The sequence below is a fragment of the Aristophania sp. ESL1100 genome (genome assembly GCF_058511235.1).
In genome coordinates, this window is sequence record NZ_CP196394.1 from 366,058 (window position 1) to 381,138 (window position 15,081).

General features: G+C 50.4%; 28 protein-coding genes. All 28 read left to right on the plus strand.

The genetic code is table 11. The annotated features are described in order from the left end of the window. Nucleotides 1–160: 160 nt before the first annotated feature. The 28 genes from rpsL (at nucleotide 161) to rpsK (ending at nucleotide 15,004) form a co-directional block, all read left to right on the plus strand. Nucleotides 161–532: a 30S ribosomal protein S12 gene (rpsL, locus tag ACSYSY_RS01810; RefSeq protein ID WP_023979007.1), complete on the plus strand. Its 372-nt coding sequence runs from the start codon at nucleotides 161–163 to the stop codon at nucleotides 530–532. A 12-nt stretch (nucleotides 533–544) separates the two neighbouring features. Continuing rightward, complete coding sequence (gene rpsG / locus ACSYSY_RS01815) at nucleotides 545–1,021, plus strand: 30S ribosomal protein S7 (protein WP_489804859.1); 477 nt, start codon at nucleotides 545–547, stop codon at nucleotides 1,019–1,021. A 106-nt stretch (nucleotides 1,022–1,127) separates the two neighbouring features. Further along, nucleotides 1,128–2,318 (plus strand): elongation factor Tu, encoded by a 1,191-nt coding sequence (tuf, locus tag ACSYSY_RS01820; RefSeq protein ID WP_491707635.1) that lies wholly within the window; start codon nucleotides 1,128–1,130, stop codon nucleotides 2,316–2,318. A 119-nt stretch (nucleotides 2,319–2,437) separates the two neighbouring features. After that, nucleotides 2,438–2,746, plus strand: coding sequence for a 30S ribosomal protein S10 (rpsJ, locus tag ACSYSY_RS01825; protein ID WP_018980179.1), 309 nt, complete (start codon nucleotides 2,438–2,440; stop codon nucleotides 2,744–2,746). Nucleotides 2,747–2,756: 10 nt separating this feature from the next. Beyond that, nucleotides 2,757–3,440, plus strand: coding sequence for a 50S ribosomal protein L3 (rplC, locus tag ACSYSY_RS01830; protein ID WP_491707636.1), 684 nt, complete (start codon nucleotides 2,757–2,759; stop codon nucleotides 3,438–3,440). Nucleotides 3,441–3,445: 5 nt separating this feature from the next. After that, nucleotides 3,446–4,060 (plus strand): 50S ribosomal protein L4, encoded by a 615-nt coding sequence (rplD, locus tag ACSYSY_RS01835; RefSeq protein ID WP_491707637.1) that lies wholly within the window; start codon nucleotides 3,446–3,448, stop codon nucleotides 4,058–4,060. Next, nucleotides 4,057–4,398: a 50S ribosomal protein L23 gene (locus ACSYSY_RS01840; protein WP_491707638.1), complete on the plus strand. Its 342-nt coding sequence runs from the start codon at nucleotides 4,057–4,059 to the stop codon at nucleotides 4,396–4,398. Before rplD ends, ACSYSY_RS01840 begins: the two co-directional genes overlap by 4 nt. Before the next feature lie 17 nt (nucleotides 4,399–4,415). Continuing rightward, nucleotides 4,416–5,246 (plus strand): 50S ribosomal protein L2, encoded by an 831-nt coding sequence (gene rplB / locus ACSYSY_RS01845; RefSeq protein ID WP_491707639.1) that lies wholly within the window; start codon nucleotides 4,416–4,418, stop codon nucleotides 5,244–5,246. A 14-nt stretch (nucleotides 5,247–5,260) separates the two neighbouring features. Beyond that, on the plus strand, nucleotides 5,261–5,539 hold the full coding sequence (gene rpsS / locus ACSYSY_RS01850) for a 30S ribosomal protein S19 (protein WP_489804865.1): 279 nt from the start codon (nucleotides 5,261–5,263) through the stop codon (nucleotides 5,537–5,539). Between the two features lie 2 nt (nucleotides 5,540–5,541). Next, nucleotides 5,542–5,970 (plus strand): 50S ribosomal protein L22, encoded by a 429-nt coding sequence (gene rplV / locus ACSYSY_RS01855; protein ID WP_491707640.1) that lies wholly within the window; start codon nucleotides 5,542–5,544, stop codon nucleotides 5,968–5,970. 3 nt (nucleotides 5,971–5,973) lie between these two features. Beyond that, nucleotides 5,974–6,651 (plus strand): 30S ribosomal protein S3, encoded by a 678-nt coding sequence (gene rpsC, locus ACSYSY_RS01860; protein ID WP_491707641.1) that lies wholly within the window; start codon nucleotides 5,974–5,976, stop codon nucleotides 6,649–6,651. Between the two features lie 57 nt (nucleotides 6,652–6,708). After that, on the plus strand, nucleotides 6,709–7,125 hold the full coding sequence (gene rplP, locus ACSYSY_RS01865; protein WP_489804868.1) for a 50S ribosomal protein L16: 417 nt from the start codon (nucleotides 6,709–6,711) through the stop codon (nucleotides 7,123–7,125). Nucleotide 7,126: 1 nt separating this feature from the next. Further along, complete coding sequence (gene rpmC / locus ACSYSY_RS01870; RefSeq protein ID WP_491707642.1) at nucleotides 7,127–7,360, plus strand: 50S ribosomal protein L29; 234 nt, start codon at nucleotides 7,127–7,129, stop codon at nucleotides 7,358–7,360. A gap of 13 nt (nucleotides 7,361–7,373) precedes the next feature. After that, a complete protein-coding gene (gene rpsQ / locus ACSYSY_RS01875) occupies nucleotides 7,374–7,649 on the plus strand; it encodes a 30S ribosomal protein S17 (RefSeq protein WP_489804870.1) in 276 nt (91 codons plus the stop codon). A 12-nt stretch (nucleotides 7,650–7,661) separates the two neighbouring features. Further along, the gene (rplN, locus tag ACSYSY_RS01880; protein WP_489804871.1) at nucleotides 7,662–8,030 is read left to right on the plus strand and encodes a 50S ribosomal protein L14; all 369 of its coding nucleotides are present in this window, start codon (nucleotides 7,662–7,664) and stop codon (nucleotides 8,028–8,030) included. Next, a complete protein-coding gene (gene rplX / locus ACSYSY_RS01885) occupies nucleotides 8,030–8,350 on the plus strand; it encodes a 50S ribosomal protein L24 (protein WP_491707643.1) in 321 nt (106 codons plus the stop codon). Before rplN ends, rplX begins: the two co-directional genes overlap by 1 nt. A 10-nt stretch (nucleotides 8,351–8,360) precedes the next feature. After that, the gene (gene rplE / locus ACSYSY_RS01890) at nucleotides 8,361–8,924 is read left to right on the plus strand and encodes a 50S ribosomal protein L5 (protein ID WP_491707644.1); all 564 of its coding nucleotides are present in this window, start codon (nucleotides 8,361–8,363) and stop codon (nucleotides 8,922–8,924) included. 123 nt (nucleotides 8,925–9,047) lie between these two features. Next, a complete protein-coding gene (gene rpsN / locus ACSYSY_RS01895; protein ID WP_491707645.1) occupies nucleotides 9,048–9,353 on the plus strand; it encodes a 30S ribosomal protein S14 in 306 nt (101 codons plus the stop codon). A 13-nt stretch (nucleotides 9,354–9,366) separates the two neighbouring features. Then, the gene (rpsH, locus tag ACSYSY_RS01900; RefSeq protein ID WP_491707646.1) at nucleotides 9,367–9,765 is read left to right on the plus strand and encodes a 30S ribosomal protein S8; all 399 of its coding nucleotides are present in this window, start codon (nucleotides 9,367–9,369) and stop codon (nucleotides 9,763–9,765) included. 11 nt (nucleotides 9,766–9,776) lie between these two features. Further along, on the plus strand, nucleotides 9,777–10,313 hold the full coding sequence (rplF, locus tag ACSYSY_RS01905; protein WP_491707647.1) for a 50S ribosomal protein L6: 537 nt from the start codon (nucleotides 9,777–9,779) through the stop codon (nucleotides 10,311–10,313). Then, on the plus strand, nucleotides 10,313–10,675 hold the full coding sequence (gene rplR, locus ACSYSY_RS01910; protein WP_489804877.1) for a 50S ribosomal protein L18: 363 nt from the start codon (nucleotides 10,313–10,315) through the stop codon (nucleotides 10,673–10,675). The genes rplF and rplR overlap by 1 nt, the downstream gene beginning before the upstream one ends. Nucleotides 10,676–10,687: 12 nt before the next feature. Beyond that, complete coding sequence (rpsE, locus tag ACSYSY_RS01915) at nucleotides 10,688–11,257, plus strand: 30S ribosomal protein S5 (protein WP_489804878.1); 570 nt, start codon at nucleotides 10,688–10,690, stop codon at nucleotides 11,255–11,257. Beyond that, nucleotides 11,250–11,441: a 50S ribosomal protein L30 gene (rpmD, locus tag ACSYSY_RS01920; protein ID WP_489804879.1), complete on the plus strand. Its 192-nt coding sequence runs from the start codon at nucleotides 11,250–11,252 to the stop codon at nucleotides 11,439–11,441. Before rpsE ends, rpmD begins: the two co-directional genes overlap by 8 nt. A 1-nt stretch (nucleotide 11,442) precedes the next feature. Further along, complete coding sequence (rplO, locus tag ACSYSY_RS01925) at nucleotides 11,443–11,931, plus strand: 50S ribosomal protein L15 (RefSeq protein ID WP_491707648.1); 489 nt, start codon at nucleotides 11,443–11,445, stop codon at nucleotides 11,929–11,931. A gap of 94 nt (nucleotides 11,932–12,025) precedes the next feature. Then, nucleotides 12,026–13,387 carry a preprotein translocase subunit SecY gene (secY, locus tag ACSYSY_RS01930; protein ID WP_491707649.1) on the plus strand — a complete coding sequence of 454 codons (1,362 nt, stop codon included), beginning with the start codon at nucleotides 12,026–12,028 and terminating at the stop codon, nucleotides 13,385–13,387. Between the two features lie 2 nt (nucleotides 13,388–13,389). Next, nucleotides 13,390–13,968: an adenylate kinase gene (locus ACSYSY_RS01935; protein WP_491707650.1), complete on the plus strand. Its 579-nt coding sequence runs from the start codon at nucleotides 13,390–13,392 to the stop codon at nucleotides 13,966–13,968. A 216-nt stretch (nucleotides 13,969–14,184) separates the two neighbouring features. Then, nucleotides 14,185–14,562 (plus strand): 30S ribosomal protein S13, encoded by a 378-nt coding sequence (rpsM, locus tag ACSYSY_RS01940; protein ID WP_489804883.1) that lies wholly within the window; start codon nucleotides 14,185–14,187, stop codon nucleotides 14,560–14,562. Nucleotides 14,563–14,611: 49 nt separating this feature from the next. Beyond that, nucleotides 14,612–15,004 carry a 30S ribosomal protein S11 gene (gene rpsK, locus ACSYSY_RS01945; RefSeq protein ID WP_160618958.1) on the plus strand — a complete coding sequence of 131 codons (393 nt, stop codon included), beginning with the start codon at nucleotides 14,612–14,614 and terminating at the stop codon, nucleotides 15,002–15,004. Nucleotides 15,005–15,081: the final 77 nt, after the last annotated feature.

Sequence of the window (15,081 nt, forward strand, 5' to 3'; positions counted from 1 at the left end):
TAAAGACCGGGCATATTCGAGTGGTCCGGGGGGTGAGAGATCATTTCCCTCGGGCTTATTGTGCAAAGACAGGCGGTTTAGACCGCGTGTCGGTTTAAACGGATGTCATGACAGGAGGTTGTCTTCTGTCAGCATATGGACAAAGGATTGGGAAGGGCGCATGCCGACCATCAACCAGTTGATCGCAAAGGGCCGTGAGCCGGCCGCCAAGCGGAACAAGGTTCCTGCTCTGCAGGGATGTCCGCAAAAGCGTGGTGTTTGCACGCGTGTCTATACAGTAACACCGAAGAAACCGAACTCCGCCCTGCGTAAGGTTGCCAAAGTGCGTCTGACCAATGGGTATGAGGTGGTTAGCTATATCCCCGGTGAAGGTCACAACCTCCAGGAACACAGTGTTGTTCTGATTCGTGGTGGACGTGTAAAAGACCTTCCGGGTGTTCGCTATCACATTCTTCGTGGTGTGCTTGACACACAAGGTATTGCCAAACGTCGTCAGCGTCGTTCGCTGTATGGCGCGAAGCGGCCGAAATAAGGGGTATTTGGAATGAGTCGCCGTCATCGCGCTGTAAAGCGTGAGATCCTTCCTGATCCGAAGTTCGGAGATGTCGTCATTACACGTTTTATGAACGCTCTGATGTACGACGGGAAAAAATCAACTGCTGAACGTATTGTTTATGGGGCGCTTGAAGTTCTGCGTCGCCGTGGTGGTGCTTCAGCAGATCCTATCGCAATGTTCCACTCTGCGCTTGATAATGTAAAGCCTGCTGTTGAAGTCAGGTCCCGCCGTGTCGGTGGTGCTACATATCAGGTGCCAGTCGAAGTGCGTGCAGAACGCCGCCAGGCACTGGCTATCCGGTGGCTGATTGACGCTTCCCGCAAGCGTGGTGAAAACACCATGCAGGACCGTCTGTCAAACGAATTGATGGATGCGGTCAATAATCGCGGTGCTGCCGTTAAAAAGCGGGAAGACACGCACCGTATGGCTGAAGCGAACAAAGCGTTCAGTCATTATCGCTGGTAAGATATTATCAGTGATCTTGTTTCCAGTATCTGCTAAGGCGGGTACTGGATTAAAGTTTTTAGTCTTATCCCTTGTTCATAGTGGATAAGGGTTATGGAGAGAGACGATGGCAAAGGCTAAATTTGAGCGGAATAAGCCGCACTGCAACATCGGCACCATCGGTCACGTCGATCACGGCAAGACCTCGCTGACTGCTGCTATTACAAAAACACTCGCTAAGACAGGTGGCGCTGTTTTCAGTGCTTACGACCAGATCGATAAAGCACCTGAAGAACGCGCACGTGGTATCACGATTTCCACAGCTCACGTTGAGTATGAGACCGAAAAGCGTCACTATGCTCACGTTGACTGCCCTGGTCACGCCGACTATGTGAAGAACATGATCACCGGTGCGGCTCAGATGGATGGTGCTATCCTGGTTGTGTCCGCTGCTGACGGCCCAATGCCTCAGACACGTGAGCACATCCTTCTTGCTCGTCAGGTTGGTGTTCCTGCTCTTGTTGTCTTCCTGAACAAGGTTGATCAGGTTGATGATCCAGAGCTTCTTGAGCTGGTTGAAATGGAAGTTCGTGAGCTTCTGTCTTCCTATCAGTTCCCTGGCGACGAAATTCCCGTCATTAAAGGGTCCGCTCTTGTGACTCTCGAAGACGGTGACCCGGAACTGGGTGAAAACCGCGTTCGTGACCTGATGGATGCCGTTGATGCGTACATTCCTCAGCCAGAGCGTCCGGTTGACCGTCCGTTCCTGATGCCGATCGAAGACGTTTTCTCGATCTCTGGTCGTGGAACCGTTGTGACAGGTCGCGTCGAGCGTGGTGCTATCAACGTTGGTGACGAAATTGAGATCGTTGGTCTTCGTGACACAACAAAGACAACCGTCACAGGCGTTGAAATGTTCCGCAAACTGCTTGATCGTGGTGAAGCAGGCGACAATATTGGCGCTCTTCTCCGTGGCACGAAACGTGAAGACGTTGAGCGCGGTCAGGTTCTTGCAAAGCCAGGTTCAATTACGCCTCATAGCAAGTTCAAAGCTGAAGCATATGTGCTGACGAAAGAGGAAGGTGGTCGTCATACACCATTCTTCACAAACTATCGTCCACAGTTCTATTTCCGTACAACAGACGTTACCGGCGTTGTTCATCTGCCAGAAGGCATCGAGATGGTCATGCCTGGTGACAACGTTACTATGGATGTCGAGCTGATTGCTCCGATTGCTATGGATGAAGGTCTCCGTTTCGCTATCCGTGAGGGTGGTCGTACGGTAGGTGCCGGCGTGGTTGCCTCAATCACGGCCTAAGTCCCCTGATTAGCCATTGACTCTGGGGCCCCGGTCGATTTTTTATCGGCCGGGGTTCCATTTCGCTTAAAATGGCTATAAGAGGACAGTCGGAAAATTTAGTTGGATAAAAACAGACCATGGACGACCAGAACATCCGAATTCGCCTTAAGGCGTATGATCACCGTGTGCTCGATAATAGCACAAAGGAGATCGTTAATACGGCGAAACGTACGGGTGCGCGGGTTCGGGGTCCCATCCCTCTGCCCACGCATATTGCACGGTTTACCGTGAATCGTTCACCTCATGTGGATAAGAAAAGTCGCGAACAGTTCGAAATGAGAACTCATCGCCGCCTGCTTGACATTGTTGAGCCAACACCGCAGACCGTGGACGCCCTCATGAAGCTCGATCTCGCCGCTGGCGTAGATGTCGAGATTAAACTTTAAGGTCCAGACGATGCGTACCGGATTGATTGCAAAAAAGCTGGGGATGACCCGGCTCTTTAAAGAAGATGGCACACATGTGCCTGTGACGGTTCTGTACCTCGATAATCTCGAGGTTGTTGATGCCCGTACCAATGATCGTGATGGCTATACAGCTGTCCAGCTTGGTATTACGAACGCAAAGACAAAACACGTCACGAAAGCGAACCGCGGACATTTTGCCCGTGTAAAAGTTGAACCCAAGCGCAAGCTTGTTGAGTTCCGCGTTGCTGAAGATGCGCTGCTGACGCCAGGCACAAAAATTTCTGCCTCACATTTTGTGGTAGGTCAGAAAGTGGATGTGACCGGGCAGAGCAAAGGTAAAGGTTTTGCTGGTGTTATGAAACGCCACAACTTTGCTGGTCTTGAAGCCACGCACGGTGTCTCAATCAGCCACCGCTCTCATGGGTCGACAGGGCAACGTCAGGATCCTGGCAAAGTCTTCAAAGGTAAGAAGATGGCCGGTCATCTTGGTGATGAACGCGTAACGACACAGAATTTAGAAATTGCGGCTGTCGATGAAGAACGTAACCTGATTATGGTTCGTGGTGCTGTTCCTGGCGCCAAGAATGGTTATGTCCTGGTTCGCGATGCAATCAAGAAGGCCCGCCATGCGGACGCGCCCTATCCGGCTGCGACCGTTGCGGCCGCCGGGTGAGGGATATGGAATACGAAGTCAAAACCCTCGATAACGGGAGTGCAGGCACTGTCGCACTGCCGGAAGAGATTTTCGGAATTGTTCCGCGTCAGGATATTATGGCGCGTGTCGTCCATTGGCAGTTGGCTAAGCGCCGTGCTGGTACACATGCAACAAAAGGCATGGGTGCAGTTTCCGGCACGACTAAAAAGCCTTATCGTCAAAAAGGAACGGGCTCAGCTCGTCAGGGTTCTTTGAGAGCTCCTCAGTTCCGTACTGGTGGCGTGGTTCATGGACCTGTCGTTCGTGATCATGGCTATGATCTTCCCAAGAAAGTTCGTCGTCTCGGCCTTCTTTCCGCACTTTCCCAGAAAGCTGCTGAAGGTAAGCTGGTTGTGCTCGACGGTGCTCAGGGTGTTTCCAAAACACGCGAAGCATCAGAGAAGCTGGCCGCTCTTGGCTGGAAATCTGCACTGATCGTAGATAAAGACGTTGATGGTGCTTTCCTGAGAGCGATTTCCAATCTGCCCAAGATCGACCTTCTGCCGACTGTTGGTGCGAATGTTTACGATATTCTGAACCATGAAACGCTGGTTATTACCCGTTCTGGTCTAGAAGGGCTTAAGGAGCGTCTGGCATGACAACAAACGCTGTGATGAATGCGCGTAAAAGCGCAGCCGCTCTTTCAAATGAAGCAATTTTTGATGTTGTTCGCGCTCCGCTGATTACGGAAAAAGCAACGCTTCTTTCTGAGCGTAACCAGGTCGTTTTCAAGGTTGCTCTTTCTGCTACAAAGCCTCAGATCAAGGCCGCTGTAGAGAAGCTTTTTGATGTCAAGGTGTTGGCTGTCAACACACTGGTTCAAAAAGGAAAGACAAAACGTGTCAAAGGGCGTCCGGGACGTCGTTCTGATATCAAGAAGGCGTATGTTAAGCTAGCCGAAGGTCAGTCTATCGATCTGACCGCGAAGATCAGCTAACGCGCGGGGAAGATACAATGGCATTAAAGCACTTTAATCCCACGACGCCGAGTGCAAGAGGCACAGTACTCATTGACCGGAGTGGTCTCTGGAAAGGTAAGCCTGTCAAACAGCTTACTGAAGGTAAGAGCCATTCTGGCGGTCGTAATAACTATGGTCGTACCACGGTTCGGTTCCGTGGGGGCGGGCATAAGCAGTCCTATCGTTATGTGGATTTCAAACGTCGTAAATTCGATGTTCCGGCCACAATTGAACGTCTGGAATATGACCCGAACCGTACAGCCTTCATTGCGCTCATTCGCTATGATGATGGGGAGCTTTCCTACATTATCGCTCCGCAGCGCGTTAAAGAAGGTGACCGGGTCGTTTCCGGCTTCCAGGTTGATGTTCGTCCAGGCAATGCAATGCCGCTGGCAGCAATGCCAGTCGGAACCATTATCCACAATATTGAGCTGAAACAGGGTGCAGGCGGCAAATTGGCTCGTTCTGCTGGTAACTATGCTCAGCTCGTGGGTAAAGATGCCGGTTACGCCCAGATTAAACTTCAGTCTGGCGAATTGCGTATCGTGCGTGGCGAATGCATGGCTACAGTTGGTGCCGTCTCTAACCCAGACAATATGAACCAGCATTTTGGTAAGGCAGGTCGCAGTCGTTGGTTGGGCCGTCGTCCTCATGTGCGTGGTGTTGTCATGAACCCAGTCGATCACCCACATGGTGGTGGTGAGGGACGTACTTCGGGTGGTCGTCATCCGGTTACGCCTTGGGGTGTGCCAACAAAGGGTTACAAAACCCGTGTTAATAAGCGGACGGACAGCCTGATCATCCGTCGTCGCAAGTCTGGTAAGTAAGAGAGGGCATTAAGATGGCACGTTCCGTCTGGAAAGGCCCGTTCGTCGACGGGTATCTATTTGGCAAGGCCGAAAAAGCGCGGGCTTCTGGTCGTAACGAAGTGATCAAAATCTGGTCACGTCGTTCCACCATTCTGCCTCAGTTTGTCGGCTTAACTTTCGGTGTCTATAACGGTCATAAATTCCTGCCTGTTCAGGTTTCGGAAAATATGGTTGGTCACAAGTTTGGTGAATTCTCACCAACACGGACCTATACCGGTCACGGCTCCGATAAAAAATCGAAGCGGGGCTGATTATGAGCAAACCGAAGCATATTCGTACATTGGCCGAGACAGAGGCCCAGGCTGTTGCTCGCAATATCCGCGTCAGCCCGCGTAAGCTTAATCTGGTGGCGGCTCTTATCCGTAATCAGCCTGCTGACAAGGCAATTGCAGCTCTGACATTTTCTCGTCGCCGTATTGCTCAGCAGGTAAAGAAGACACTTGAGAGCGCTGTGGCAAATGCTGAAAATAATCATCAGCTCGACGTTGATCGTCTTGTTGTGAAATCAGCGGAAGTCGGCAAGTCAATCGTCATGAAGCGTTTTCATGCACGTGGCCGTGGTCGTTCTGCCCGTATTGAGAAGTTTTTCAGTCATCTGAAGATTGTTGTCGCTGAGCGTGCTGAAGCTCCTGAGGGAGAAACAGCATCGAAAAAAAGCGTCAAAGAGCAGAAGGCGGCTTAAGTCATGGGACATAAAGTTAATCCAATCGGTCTTCGGCTGGGTATTAATCGTACTTGGGACAGCCGTTGGTACGCAGGAAATGACTATGCTCGTCTTCTCCATGAAGATCTGAAGCTGCGTAATTTCCTTCGTAAGAAATTAAACAGTGCTGGCGTTTCACGCGTTGTAATCGAACGTCCTGCCAAAAAGCCACGCGTTACCATTTATGCCGCCCGTCCAGGTGTGGTTATTGGTAAAAAAGGCCAGGATATCGATGCACTGCGCAAAGAGCTCAGCCGTATGGTGAATGCAGATGTTGCGTTGAACATCGTTGAAATTCGCAAGCCTGAAATTGATGCGACACTGGTTGCTGACTCTATTGCTCAGCAGCTGGAACGTCGTGTTGCTTTCCGTCGTGCGATGAAGCGTTCAATTCAGTCAGCAATGCGTCTTGGGGCCCAGGGCATTCGTATCACATGTAGTGGTCGTCTTGGTGGTGCTGAGATTGCTCGTGATGAGAAATATCGTGAAGGACGTGTTCCTTTGCATACATTGCGTGCAGATATCGATTATGGGACTTCAACGGCCCATACAACTTATGGCTCATGTGGTGTGAAGGTTTGGATCTTCAAAGGCGAGATTCTCGCTCATGATCCAATGGCCCAGGACCGTAGAGCTGCGGAGCAAGCACCTCAGCGTTAAGACGAAGCATAATGTCTTCGAACTACGTCATTGGTGTTTAAAATGAGGGTATAAAAGATGCTTTCTCCAAAGCGGACAAAATTCCGCAAGGTCCGTAAGGGCCGCATCCATGGTTTGGCTAAAGGGGGTACCCAGCTGAACTTTGGAGCATACGGTCTTAAAGCGCTTGAGCCGGAAAGAATTACGGCTCGGCAGATTGAGGCGGCTCGTCGTGCTGTTACACGTGCCATGAAACGTGCCGGTCGCGTCTGGATTCGTATTTTTCCTGACCTTCCGGTCTCGACAAAACCTGCCGAAGTGCGTATGGGTTCCGGTAAAGGTAACCCGGAGTACTGGGCAGCTCGCGTGAAGCCAGGTCGTATCCTTTTCGAAATCGAAGGGGTGCCACCTGATGTAGCGCGTCTGGCCCTGAGTCTGGCAGCTGCGAAGCTGCCGATTAAGACGAAGTTCATTCAGCGCATTGAGGAGGCTTGATATGGCTGAAGCTTATAAAGTTTCTGATCTGCGTGCGAAATCTGCCGATGAGTTGCAGGCTCTTCTTGTAGAGCTGAAGCGTGAGCAGATTAATCAGCGTTTCTCAGCCGCCACAGGTCAGGCTGAGAACACCAGCAATGTGAAAAAAGTGCGTCGCGCTGTCGCTCGCATTAAAACATTGCTGCATCAATCGAAGAACAGCACGGGCGCACAAACGTCCGCGCACAAGTCCTGAGAGGAGACGGACGATGCCAAGGCGCGTCCTGACAGGGCGTGTGACAAGCGATAAGATGGACAAGACGGTTACCGTTCTTGTCGATCGTCGCGTCATGCATCCCCTGTATAAAAAGTTTATCCGCCGTTCCAAGAAATATGCAGCGCATGATGATGCGAATGCATGCAAGATCGGTGATGTGGTGCGTATTGAAGAATGCGCCCCCATTTCCAAACGCAAAACCTGGACGGTCGTTTCATGCAATGGCGTTGATGTTGTGAAAACGACATCAGCTTCAGCTGGCGCGTAAGGGAGCTGACAGATGATTCATCCCGAGACCAACCTTGACGTTGCAGACAATTCTGGCGCACGTCGGGTGCAGTGCATCAAAGTGCTGGGTGGTTCCAAACGGAAGACTGCTTCGGTCGGCGACGTTATTGTCGTGTCCGTTAAAGAAGCCATTCCCCGTGGTAAAGTGAAGAAAGGCGATGTGCATCAGGCAGTGATCGTCCGCACTTCATACCCGGTACGTCGTCCTGATGGTTCAGCGATCCGTTTCGATCGCAATGCTGCCGTTTTGATTAACAAGCAGCAGGAACCAATCGGAACACGTATTTTTGGCCCGGTTGTTCGTGAGCTGCGTGCACGCAAGTTCATGAAAATCATCTCCCTGGCTCCGGAGGTGCTATAATGGCTGCACGTATCAGAAAAGGGGACCAGGTTCTGGTTCTGACTGGTCGCTCAAAAGGCGTGCGTGGTGAAGTGCTTTCTGTTTTTCCAAAAACAGAAAAGGCACTGGTTCGCGGTGTTGCAGTGGCAAAACGTCACACAAAGCCTAATCGTATGGGTGAGAATGGCGGCATTATCAACAAGGAAATGCCAATCCATCTTTCCAACCTGAAGCTGATTGATCCTAAAAGCGGTAAGCCGACACGCGTTGGGTTCCGTGTGCTTGAGGATGGTCGCAAAGTGCGTGTTGCCAAGGCAACAGGCGACGTGATCGAAGGCTAAGGAGCAAACGATGAGCAACAATCAACATGAGCTGCCCCGTTTGCAACAGCATTATCGGGACGTTTTAAAAGCGAAGCTTAAAGAGCAGTTTGGTTATCAGAACGATTTCCAGATTCCTAAACTTGAGAAGATCGTCCTGAATATGGGCGTTGGTGAAGCTGCTGGCGATCAGAAAAAACTTGACGCTGCTGTGGCTGAGATGACGCTTATTTCCGGTCAGAAGCCTGTCAAGACTTTAGCTAAAAAGGCTATTGCCGGCTTTAAGATTCGCGAAGGTTTGCCAATCGGCTGTAAGGTTACGCTTCGTCGTGCCCGTATGTATGAGTTTCTTGATCGTTTTGTGACGATTGCAATGCCACGTATTCGTGATTTTCGTGGCTTGCCAGGAAATAAAGGCTTTGATGGACGTGGTAATTTTGCCATGGGTATCAAAGAGCAGATTGTTTTCCCTGAAATTGATTATGATAAGATTGATTCCGTCCGCGGAATGGACATCATTTTCGTAACCTCAGCGAAAACAGATGCAGAAGCAAAAGCCCTTCTGAAGGCTTTTGATCTGCCCTTCCTGTCCTAACTCTGAAGTTTAATAATCATTTTAGCGAGATTAGGGGTTTATCTTATCCTTAAATCTCGCTAAATGATGACCAATTGGAAAACCGTTGGGATTGTCCTGACAGGTTCCGGGAGAAAATTCGAGATGGCGAAGACCTCTGCGATTCTCCGCAACAATCATCGCGCGGCATTAGCCAAGCGCGATCGTGAGAAGCGGACCGCATTAAAAGATATTATTAAAAACCGCTCGCTTTCTATGGAAGAGCGTTTTGAGGCGACTTTGAAGCTTGCACAGCTTCCTCGCAACGGGTCACAGACCCGCGTGAGATTGCGCTGCAAAATCACTGGGCGTCCCCGTGCGAATTACCGTAAGTTTGAGTTGTGCCGTATTGCACTGCGCGATCTGGCTTCTACGGGTCAAATTCCCGGTATGGTAAAATCCAGCTGGTAAGAGGATAGTTTAAATGTCTATGTCTGATCCGCTGGGTGATATGCTTACCCGCATCCGTAACGCACAGCGCGCTCGTCACACTGCCTGCGTTGCACCTGCTTCGAAATTGCGTGCCAATGTTCTTGAAGCTCTTAAACGCGAAGGTTATATTCGCGGTTACCAGACTGAAGAGGTCCGTAAAGGGATTTCACAGCTGCGTATCGAGCTGAAATATAGCGATGGTCAGCCTGTTATTCGTGAAATCAATCGTGTTTCACGCCCTGGGCGCCGCGTTTATTCCAAAATCAAGGAATTGCCGCGCGTTTATGCCGGACTAGGTGTTTCGATTCTTTCCACTCCTCGTGGCGTTCTTTCAGATATTGAGGCTCGTGCTGCCAACGTTGGTGGCGAGATCCTCTGCCGCGTCTTCTAAGGGAGGGAAGAATGTCTCGCGTAGGTAAAAATCCTGTTGAGCTCCCTGCTGGTGTGCAAGCAACGATTGCCGATGGTGTCGTTTCTGTAAAAGGCAAGCGCGGTGAGCTTAAATTCTCTCTTTCTTCACGTGTTGACGTCAAGATTGAGGATGGAAAGATCGTCGTATCGCCGTTAGGTGGTCGTTCCCGTGAGAGCTGGACGTTGTGGGGAACCACACGTGCTCTGTTGGCCAATATGGTCAAAGGTGTTTCTGAAGGCTTCTCAAAAGGTCTTGAGATTCAGGGAACTGGTTTCCGTGCAGCGGTGCAAGGTTCAAATCTTGTCATGAACCTTGGCTTTTCTCATGATGTAATTTATCCGATTCCTTCGGATGTTAAAATTACAACGCCGCGTCCAACGGCGATCATGGTTGAGGGAAATGATAAGCAGCGTGTTGGTCAAGTAGCACTGGATATTCGCAATTTCCGTCGCCCAGAGCCTTATAAAGGCAAAGGCGTTCGCTATGAGACTGAAGTTCTGCGTCGTAAGGAAGGTAAGAAGAAGTAATGGCATCGCTGCAAGGATTGCAGGAACGTCGCCGCCGGCGGTTACGTTTCCAGCTTCGTCGCAAGAGCGGCGGCCGGCCGCGTTTGTCGGTCTTTCGTTCTAGCAAACATATTCATGCTCAGGTCATTGATGACGCGCATGGTCACACCTTGGCAAGTGCTTCAACACTTGAGAAGGATATTCGCAGTGCTGGTAAAACAGGTGCGAATATTGAGGCTGCTGCCGTTATCGGTAAGCTCGTCGCAGAGCGTGCTCTCGCGGCAGGCGTTAAGGAAGTCGTTTTCGACCGTGGCGCATATCTTTATCATGGCCGGGTGAAAGCGCTGGCTGAGGCGGCCCGTGAGGGCGGGCTTTCGTTCTAAGGAGGATCACACATGGCACGTGAGCCAAAAGAAGGCGGCCGTGGTGGTCGTGAACGTGAGCAGGGTGATGAGCTTGTTGACAAACTCGTAACCATTAACCGCGTTGCTAAAGTTGTTAAAGGTGGACGTCGTTTTGCCTTTGCTGCGCTTGTTGTCGTTGGTGACCAGAAAGGTCGCGTCGGTTACGGTGCCGGTAAAGCTCGTGAAGTTCCTGAAGCCATTCGTAAAGCTACAGAGCGTGCACGTCGTCACATGATCCGCGTTCCTATGAAGGAAGGCCGTACCCTTCATCATGATGCTTTCGGGCATTTTGGTGCTGGTAAAGTGACGATCCGTGCAGCTGATGCCGGAACGGGTATCATTGCTGGTGGCCCAATGCGTGCGGTTTTTGAAAGTCTCGGTATTAGTGACGTTGTCGCTAAAAGCACCGGGACCCGTAACCCGCATAACATGATCAAGGCAACATTTGATGCCCTTGAACGTGTTGCAAGCCCCCGCCAGGTTGCTGCGCGTCGTGGTAAAAAGACATTTGAGCTCTTCGGCCGTCGTGAAAATGCGGAAGCGGAGGCTGCTAATGTCTGAATCACAAGGTAAGACTGTTCGCGTTACACAGATTTATTCTGTGATCGGGCGCAAGCCTGGTCAGGCTGAAACAATCAAGGGTTTGGGGCTGCGTGGCATCGGGACTTCCCGTGTGCTTGAGGATACTCCTTCAATTCGTGGGATGATCCGTAAGGTCGCTCATCTTTTGAAGGTGGAGGACTAAGATGAATCTGAATGAATTACGCGACAATGAAGGCGCCCGCTATCGCAAGAAGCGTCTTGGTCGTGGCATTGGATCTGGTAAGGGTAAAACCTCCGGTAAAGGTCATAAAGGTCAGAAAGCCCGTGAGGGTGTTGCTCTGAATGGCTTTGAGGGTGGTCAGCTCCCGATTTATCGCCGTATGCCTAAGCGTGGCTTTGTGAATATTTTTCGCAAGGAATATGCTGCGGTTAATCTCGGTGCTGTTTCCAAAGCCCTTGAAGACGGCAAGTTGTCTGCTTCTGATGTGGTAACCATTGAGACACTTCGTAAAGCAGGTCTTGTTGGTTCTCGCAAAGTGGCAGGTGTCCGTCTCCTCGCAAAAGGCGAGCTGACTTCCAAGCTGAACTTTGAGGTCGCCGGTGCTTCTGCGACTGCTGTTGCAGCAGTCGAAAAAGTTGGTGGGACTGTAAAGGTTTTAGCTTCTGAAGGCGCAACTCAGCCTGAGGCTTAATATGTTCACCATAACCCTTTTCAGGGTTTAGTGATTGTTGAAACAGCGTCCCGTACTATGTGCGGTGACGCTGTTTTCATGAAAGGACGTGGATATGGCTTCCGTAGCCGAGCAGCTAGCCGCGAACCTGAATTTTGGCTCATTCTCTAAAGCGACTGAGTTGAAAAAACGTATCTGGTTCACCCTTGGGGCATTAATTATTTACCGTCTGGGAACATTCATTCCAGTGCCGGGGATCGATGCGTCTGTTCTGGGTGAAATCATGTCTCAGAACCAAGGCGGTATTCTGGGAATGTTTGATATGTTCTCAGGTGGGGCACTGGGGCGCATGACAGTGTTTGCCCTCAATATTATGCCTTATATCAGCGCCTCCATCATTATTCAGCTTTTATCGACGGCTCTGCCTTCTATGGAAGCCCTGAAGAAAGAAGGGGAGAGCGGTAGAAAAAAGCTTAACCAGTATACGCGTTATCTCACAGTGCTGATTGCCATTGTGCAGGCTTATGGTTTTGCAATGGGGCTGAGAAGTCTGCATACCCAGAGTGGCCTCAGTGCCATTATTTCTCCTGGCCCGAGTTTTGTTTTTTCCTATGTTGTCATGCTGGTGACGGGTACTATGTTCCTGATGTGGATCGGTGAACAGATTACTTCACGCGGAATTGGTAATGGCATTTCCCTGATCATCTTCTCCGGCATTGTGGCCAATCTGCCCCATGCGACAGCAAGTCTTTTTGAGCTAGGGCGTACAGGGGCTCTTTCTCCTGTATTTGTGGCTATTTTTCTGGTTATGGCGCTTGCTGTTGTTGCTTTTATTGTTTTCATGGAGCAGGCACAGCGACGGGTTATTATCCAATATCCCAAAAGGCAGGTTGGTAACCGGATCTATGGCGGTGATTCAACGCATATGCCTTTAAAGGTGAATACAGCGGGCGTTATTCCGCCGATTTTTGCGTCATCCGTGCTTTTGATTCCGGCCACATTGGCAGGATTCCTACATAATAATACGGGTATGCTCGGTAAGGTCGGACAGCTCTTTTCTCAGGGTCAGCCACTTTATATGGCGTTTTATGCCTTGATGATCGTGTTCTTCTCCTATTTCTATGCTGCGGTAACCTTTAACCCGGAAGAAACAGCTGAGAATCTGCGTAAGCAGGGGGGCTTTGTGCCTGGTATTCGTCCGGGAGCGAGCACAGCGCGTTATTTTGATAAAATTCTTTCTCGTCTGACAACAATCGGTGCAGCCTATATGGTTCTGGTGTGTCTGCTCCCGCAGATTTTGATCAGCCATTATAATGTGCCGTTTTATTTTGGCGGGACGAGTTTGATTATTATCGTGTCTGTTACGATTGATACGGTGACACAAATCCAGTCTCATCTGGTGGCGCACCAATATCAGGGCCTCATCCGCAAACAGCGTGGACGCAGCGCCTATCGAACAAAAGAAAGAGGAAAGTAGGAATGAATATCATTCTTCTCGGGCCTCCTGGGGCAGGTAAGGGCACTCAGGCCAAGAGACTCGAAACCGAACGCGGCATGAAACAGGTCTCGACGGGAGATATGTTGCGTGCCGAGGTTTCTGCCGGGTCTGAAATTGGCAAGGAAGTGAAAGCGATCCTGGAAGCTGGCAAGCTGGTTCCCGATGAAATCATGGTTGCCATGATTGAAAAAAGAATCAGCCAGCCGGACTGTGCGAAAGGCTTTATTCTCGATGGTTTTCCAAGAGCAACCAGCCAGGCTGTGGCACTGGATGAAATGCTCAAGAGGAAACATATCGCGATTGATGCTGTCATCCTGATTGACGTTCCGCGTGAAGAGCTGATGAAGCGTATTGCCGGGCGTGTCGGTGATGATGGTTCAAAGCGTTCTGACGATACTCCAGAGGTTCTCAAGTCCCGTCTGGAAGTTTATGATGCGCAGACGAAACCGATACTGCCTTATTATGAGCAGGATGGACGCCTTAAGAGGGTTGACGGATTGCAGGCAATCGGGGATGTTGGTCAATCAATTGATAGGATTCTTGACGTTGCAGGGAAGTAACAGTTCCTGTATAATCACGAAAAAGTGATCAATAAAATTTGACTAAATCTGCAGGGCGGTATATTTCGCCCAGCAGATATTTGGTGTGGCTTTTAACGTTAAAGCTGGAATCGCCTTTAAGGGGAGAGTATGCTGACAACCCTGTCAGAGACTTTCCAATAGGGCTCGAAATTAATGGGAACGCGGTGAAAGTGCCGCGTTGATTGGAGAATTGGCGTGGCACGTATTGCCGGCGTAAACATTCCGACCAACAAGCGTGTGGTCATCAGTCTGCGCTATGTTTATGGCATTGGTCCGTCGAGCGCGCAGGCTATCTGCAGTAAGCTCGGGATTCCTGATGCTAAGCGCGTAAACGAACTTTCTGACGATGAAGTCGTCAAGATTCGTGAGCTTATTGATAGTGAATATCGTGTTGAGGGTGACCTTCGTCGCGAAGTGGCCATGAGCATCAAACGTTTGATGGATCTGGGCTGCTACCGTGGTCTCCGTCATCGTCGTGGGCTGCCTGTTCGTGGGCAGAGAACTCATACGAATGCCCGCACACGTAAAGGCAAGGCTGTGGCAATCGCTGGTAAGAAAAAAGTAACACGTTAAGCGGTTACTTATCTTTCAAGCATCTGCCAACTGATAGGACGAGTATAATATGGCCAAGGCTCCTGCCCCACGTCTTCGTAAGAAAGAGCGCAAAAACATCATTTCCGGTGTTGCGCATGTTCTTTCTACATTCAACAATACAATGATCACAATCTCTGATGCCCAGGGCAACGCAATTGCGTGGTCTTCTTCCGGGGCTCAGGGGTTCAAAGGCTCACGTAAGTCTACACCTTATGCAGCTCAGGTTGCTGCTGAGGATGCAGGGCGTAAAGCTCGTGAACATGGTATGGAAACACTTGAGATTGAAGTTTCCGGTCCAGGTTCAGGGCGCGAGAGCGCACTGAGGGCCTTGCAGGCTGTTGGTTTCACGATTACATCTATTCGTGATATGACCCCCATCCCGCATAACGGTTGTCGCCCTCGTAAGCGCCGTCGCGTTTAATTCGAGGTTTTAAAAGGGGTGGAGATATTTCCCATCAGGAAATAATCTCCACCGTGGTGTAGTTTTACCGCACGATT

Excerpts from the sequence above, each read along its gene's own strand:
- rpsL (WP_023979007.1), top strand. The coding sequence starts at position 161 with ATGCCGACCATCAACCAGTTGATCGCAAAGGGCCGTGAGCCGGCCGCC.
- rpsG (WP_489804859.1), top strand. The coding sequence starts at position 545 with ATGAGTCGCCGTCATCGCGCTGTAAAGCGTGAGATCCTTCCTGATCCG.
- tuf (WP_491707635.1), top strand. The coding sequence starts at position 1,128 with ATGGCAAAGGCTAAATTTGAGCGGAATAAGCCGCACTGCAACATCGGC.
- rpsJ (WP_018980179.1), top strand. The coding sequence starts at position 2,438 with ATGGACGACCAGAACATCCGAATTCGCCTTAAGGCGTATGATCACCGT.
- rplC (WP_491707636.1), top strand. The coding sequence starts at position 2,757 with ATGCGTACCGGATTGATTGCAAAAAAGCTGGGGATGACCCGGCTCTTT.
- rplD (WP_491707637.1), top strand. The coding sequence starts at position 3,446 with ATGGAATACGAAGTCAAAACCCTCGATAACGGGAGTGCAGGCACTGTC.
- ACSYSY_RS01840 (WP_491707638.1), top strand. The coding sequence starts at position 4,057 with ATGACAACAAACGCTGTGATGAATGCGCGTAAAAGCGCAGCCGCTCTT.
- rplB (WP_491707639.1), top strand. The coding sequence starts at position 4,416 with ATGGCATTAAAGCACTTTAATCCCACGACGCCGAGTGCAAGAGGCACA.
- rpsS (WP_489804865.1), top strand. The coding sequence starts at position 5,261 with ATGGCACGTTCCGTCTGGAAAGGCCCGTTCGTCGACGGGTATCTATTT.
- rplV (WP_491707640.1), top strand. The coding sequence starts at position 5,542 with ATGAGCAAACCGAAGCATATTCGTACATTGGCCGAGACAGAGGCCCAG.
- rpsC (WP_491707641.1), top strand. The coding sequence starts at position 5,974 with ATGGGACATAAAGTTAATCCAATCGGTCTTCGGCTGGGTATTAATCGT.
- rplP (WP_489804868.1), top strand. The coding sequence starts at position 6,709 with ATGCTTTCTCCAAAGCGGACAAAATTCCGCAAGGTCCGTAAGGGCCGC.
- rpmC (WP_491707642.1), top strand. The coding sequence starts at position 7,127 with ATGGCTGAAGCTTATAAAGTTTCTGATCTGCGTGCGAAATCTGCCGAT.
- rpsQ (WP_489804870.1), top strand. The coding sequence starts at position 7,374 with ATGCCAAGGCGCGTCCTGACAGGGCGTGTGACAAGCGATAAGATGGAC.
- rplN (WP_489804871.1), top strand. The coding sequence starts at position 7,662 with ATGATTCATCCCGAGACCAACCTTGACGTTGCAGACAATTCTGGCGCA.
- rplX (WP_491707643.1), top strand. The coding sequence starts at position 8,030 with ATGGCTGCACGTATCAGAAAAGGGGACCAGGTTCTGGTTCTGACTGGT.
- rplE (WP_491707644.1), top strand. The coding sequence starts at position 8,361 with ATGAGCAACAATCAACATGAGCTGCCCCGTTTGCAACAGCATTATCGG.
- rpsN (WP_491707645.1), top strand. The coding sequence starts at position 9,048 with ATGGCGAAGACCTCTGCGATTCTCCGCAACAATCATCGCGCGGCATTA.
- rpsH (WP_491707646.1), top strand. The coding sequence starts at position 9,367 with ATGTCTATGTCTGATCCGCTGGGTGATATGCTTACCCGCATCCGTAAC.
- rplF (WP_491707647.1), top strand. The coding sequence starts at position 9,777 with ATGTCTCGCGTAGGTAAAAATCCTGTTGAGCTCCCTGCTGGTGTGCAA.
- rplR (WP_489804877.1), top strand. The coding sequence starts at position 10,313 with ATGGCATCGCTGCAAGGATTGCAGGAACGTCGCCGCCGGCGGTTACGT.
- rpsE (WP_489804878.1), top strand. The coding sequence starts at position 10,688 with ATGGCACGTGAGCCAAAAGAAGGCGGCCGTGGTGGTCGTGAACGTGAG.
- rpmD (WP_489804879.1), top strand. The coding sequence starts at position 11,250 with ATGTCTGAATCACAAGGTAAGACTGTTCGCGTTACACAGATTTATTCT.
- rplO (WP_491707648.1), top strand. The coding sequence starts at position 11,443 with ATGAATCTGAATGAATTACGCGACAATGAAGGCGCCCGCTATCGCAAG.
- secY (WP_491707649.1), top strand. The coding sequence starts at position 12,026 with ATGGCTTCCGTAGCCGAGCAGCTAGCCGCGAACCTGAATTTTGGCTCA.
- ACSYSY_RS01935 (WP_491707650.1), top strand. The coding sequence starts at position 13,390 with ATGAATATCATTCTTCTCGGGCCTCCTGGGGCAGGTAAGGGCACTCAG.
- rpsK (WP_160618958.1), top strand. The coding sequence starts at position 14,612 with ATGGCCAAGGCTCCTGCCCCACGTCTTCGTAAGAAAGAGCGCAAAAAC.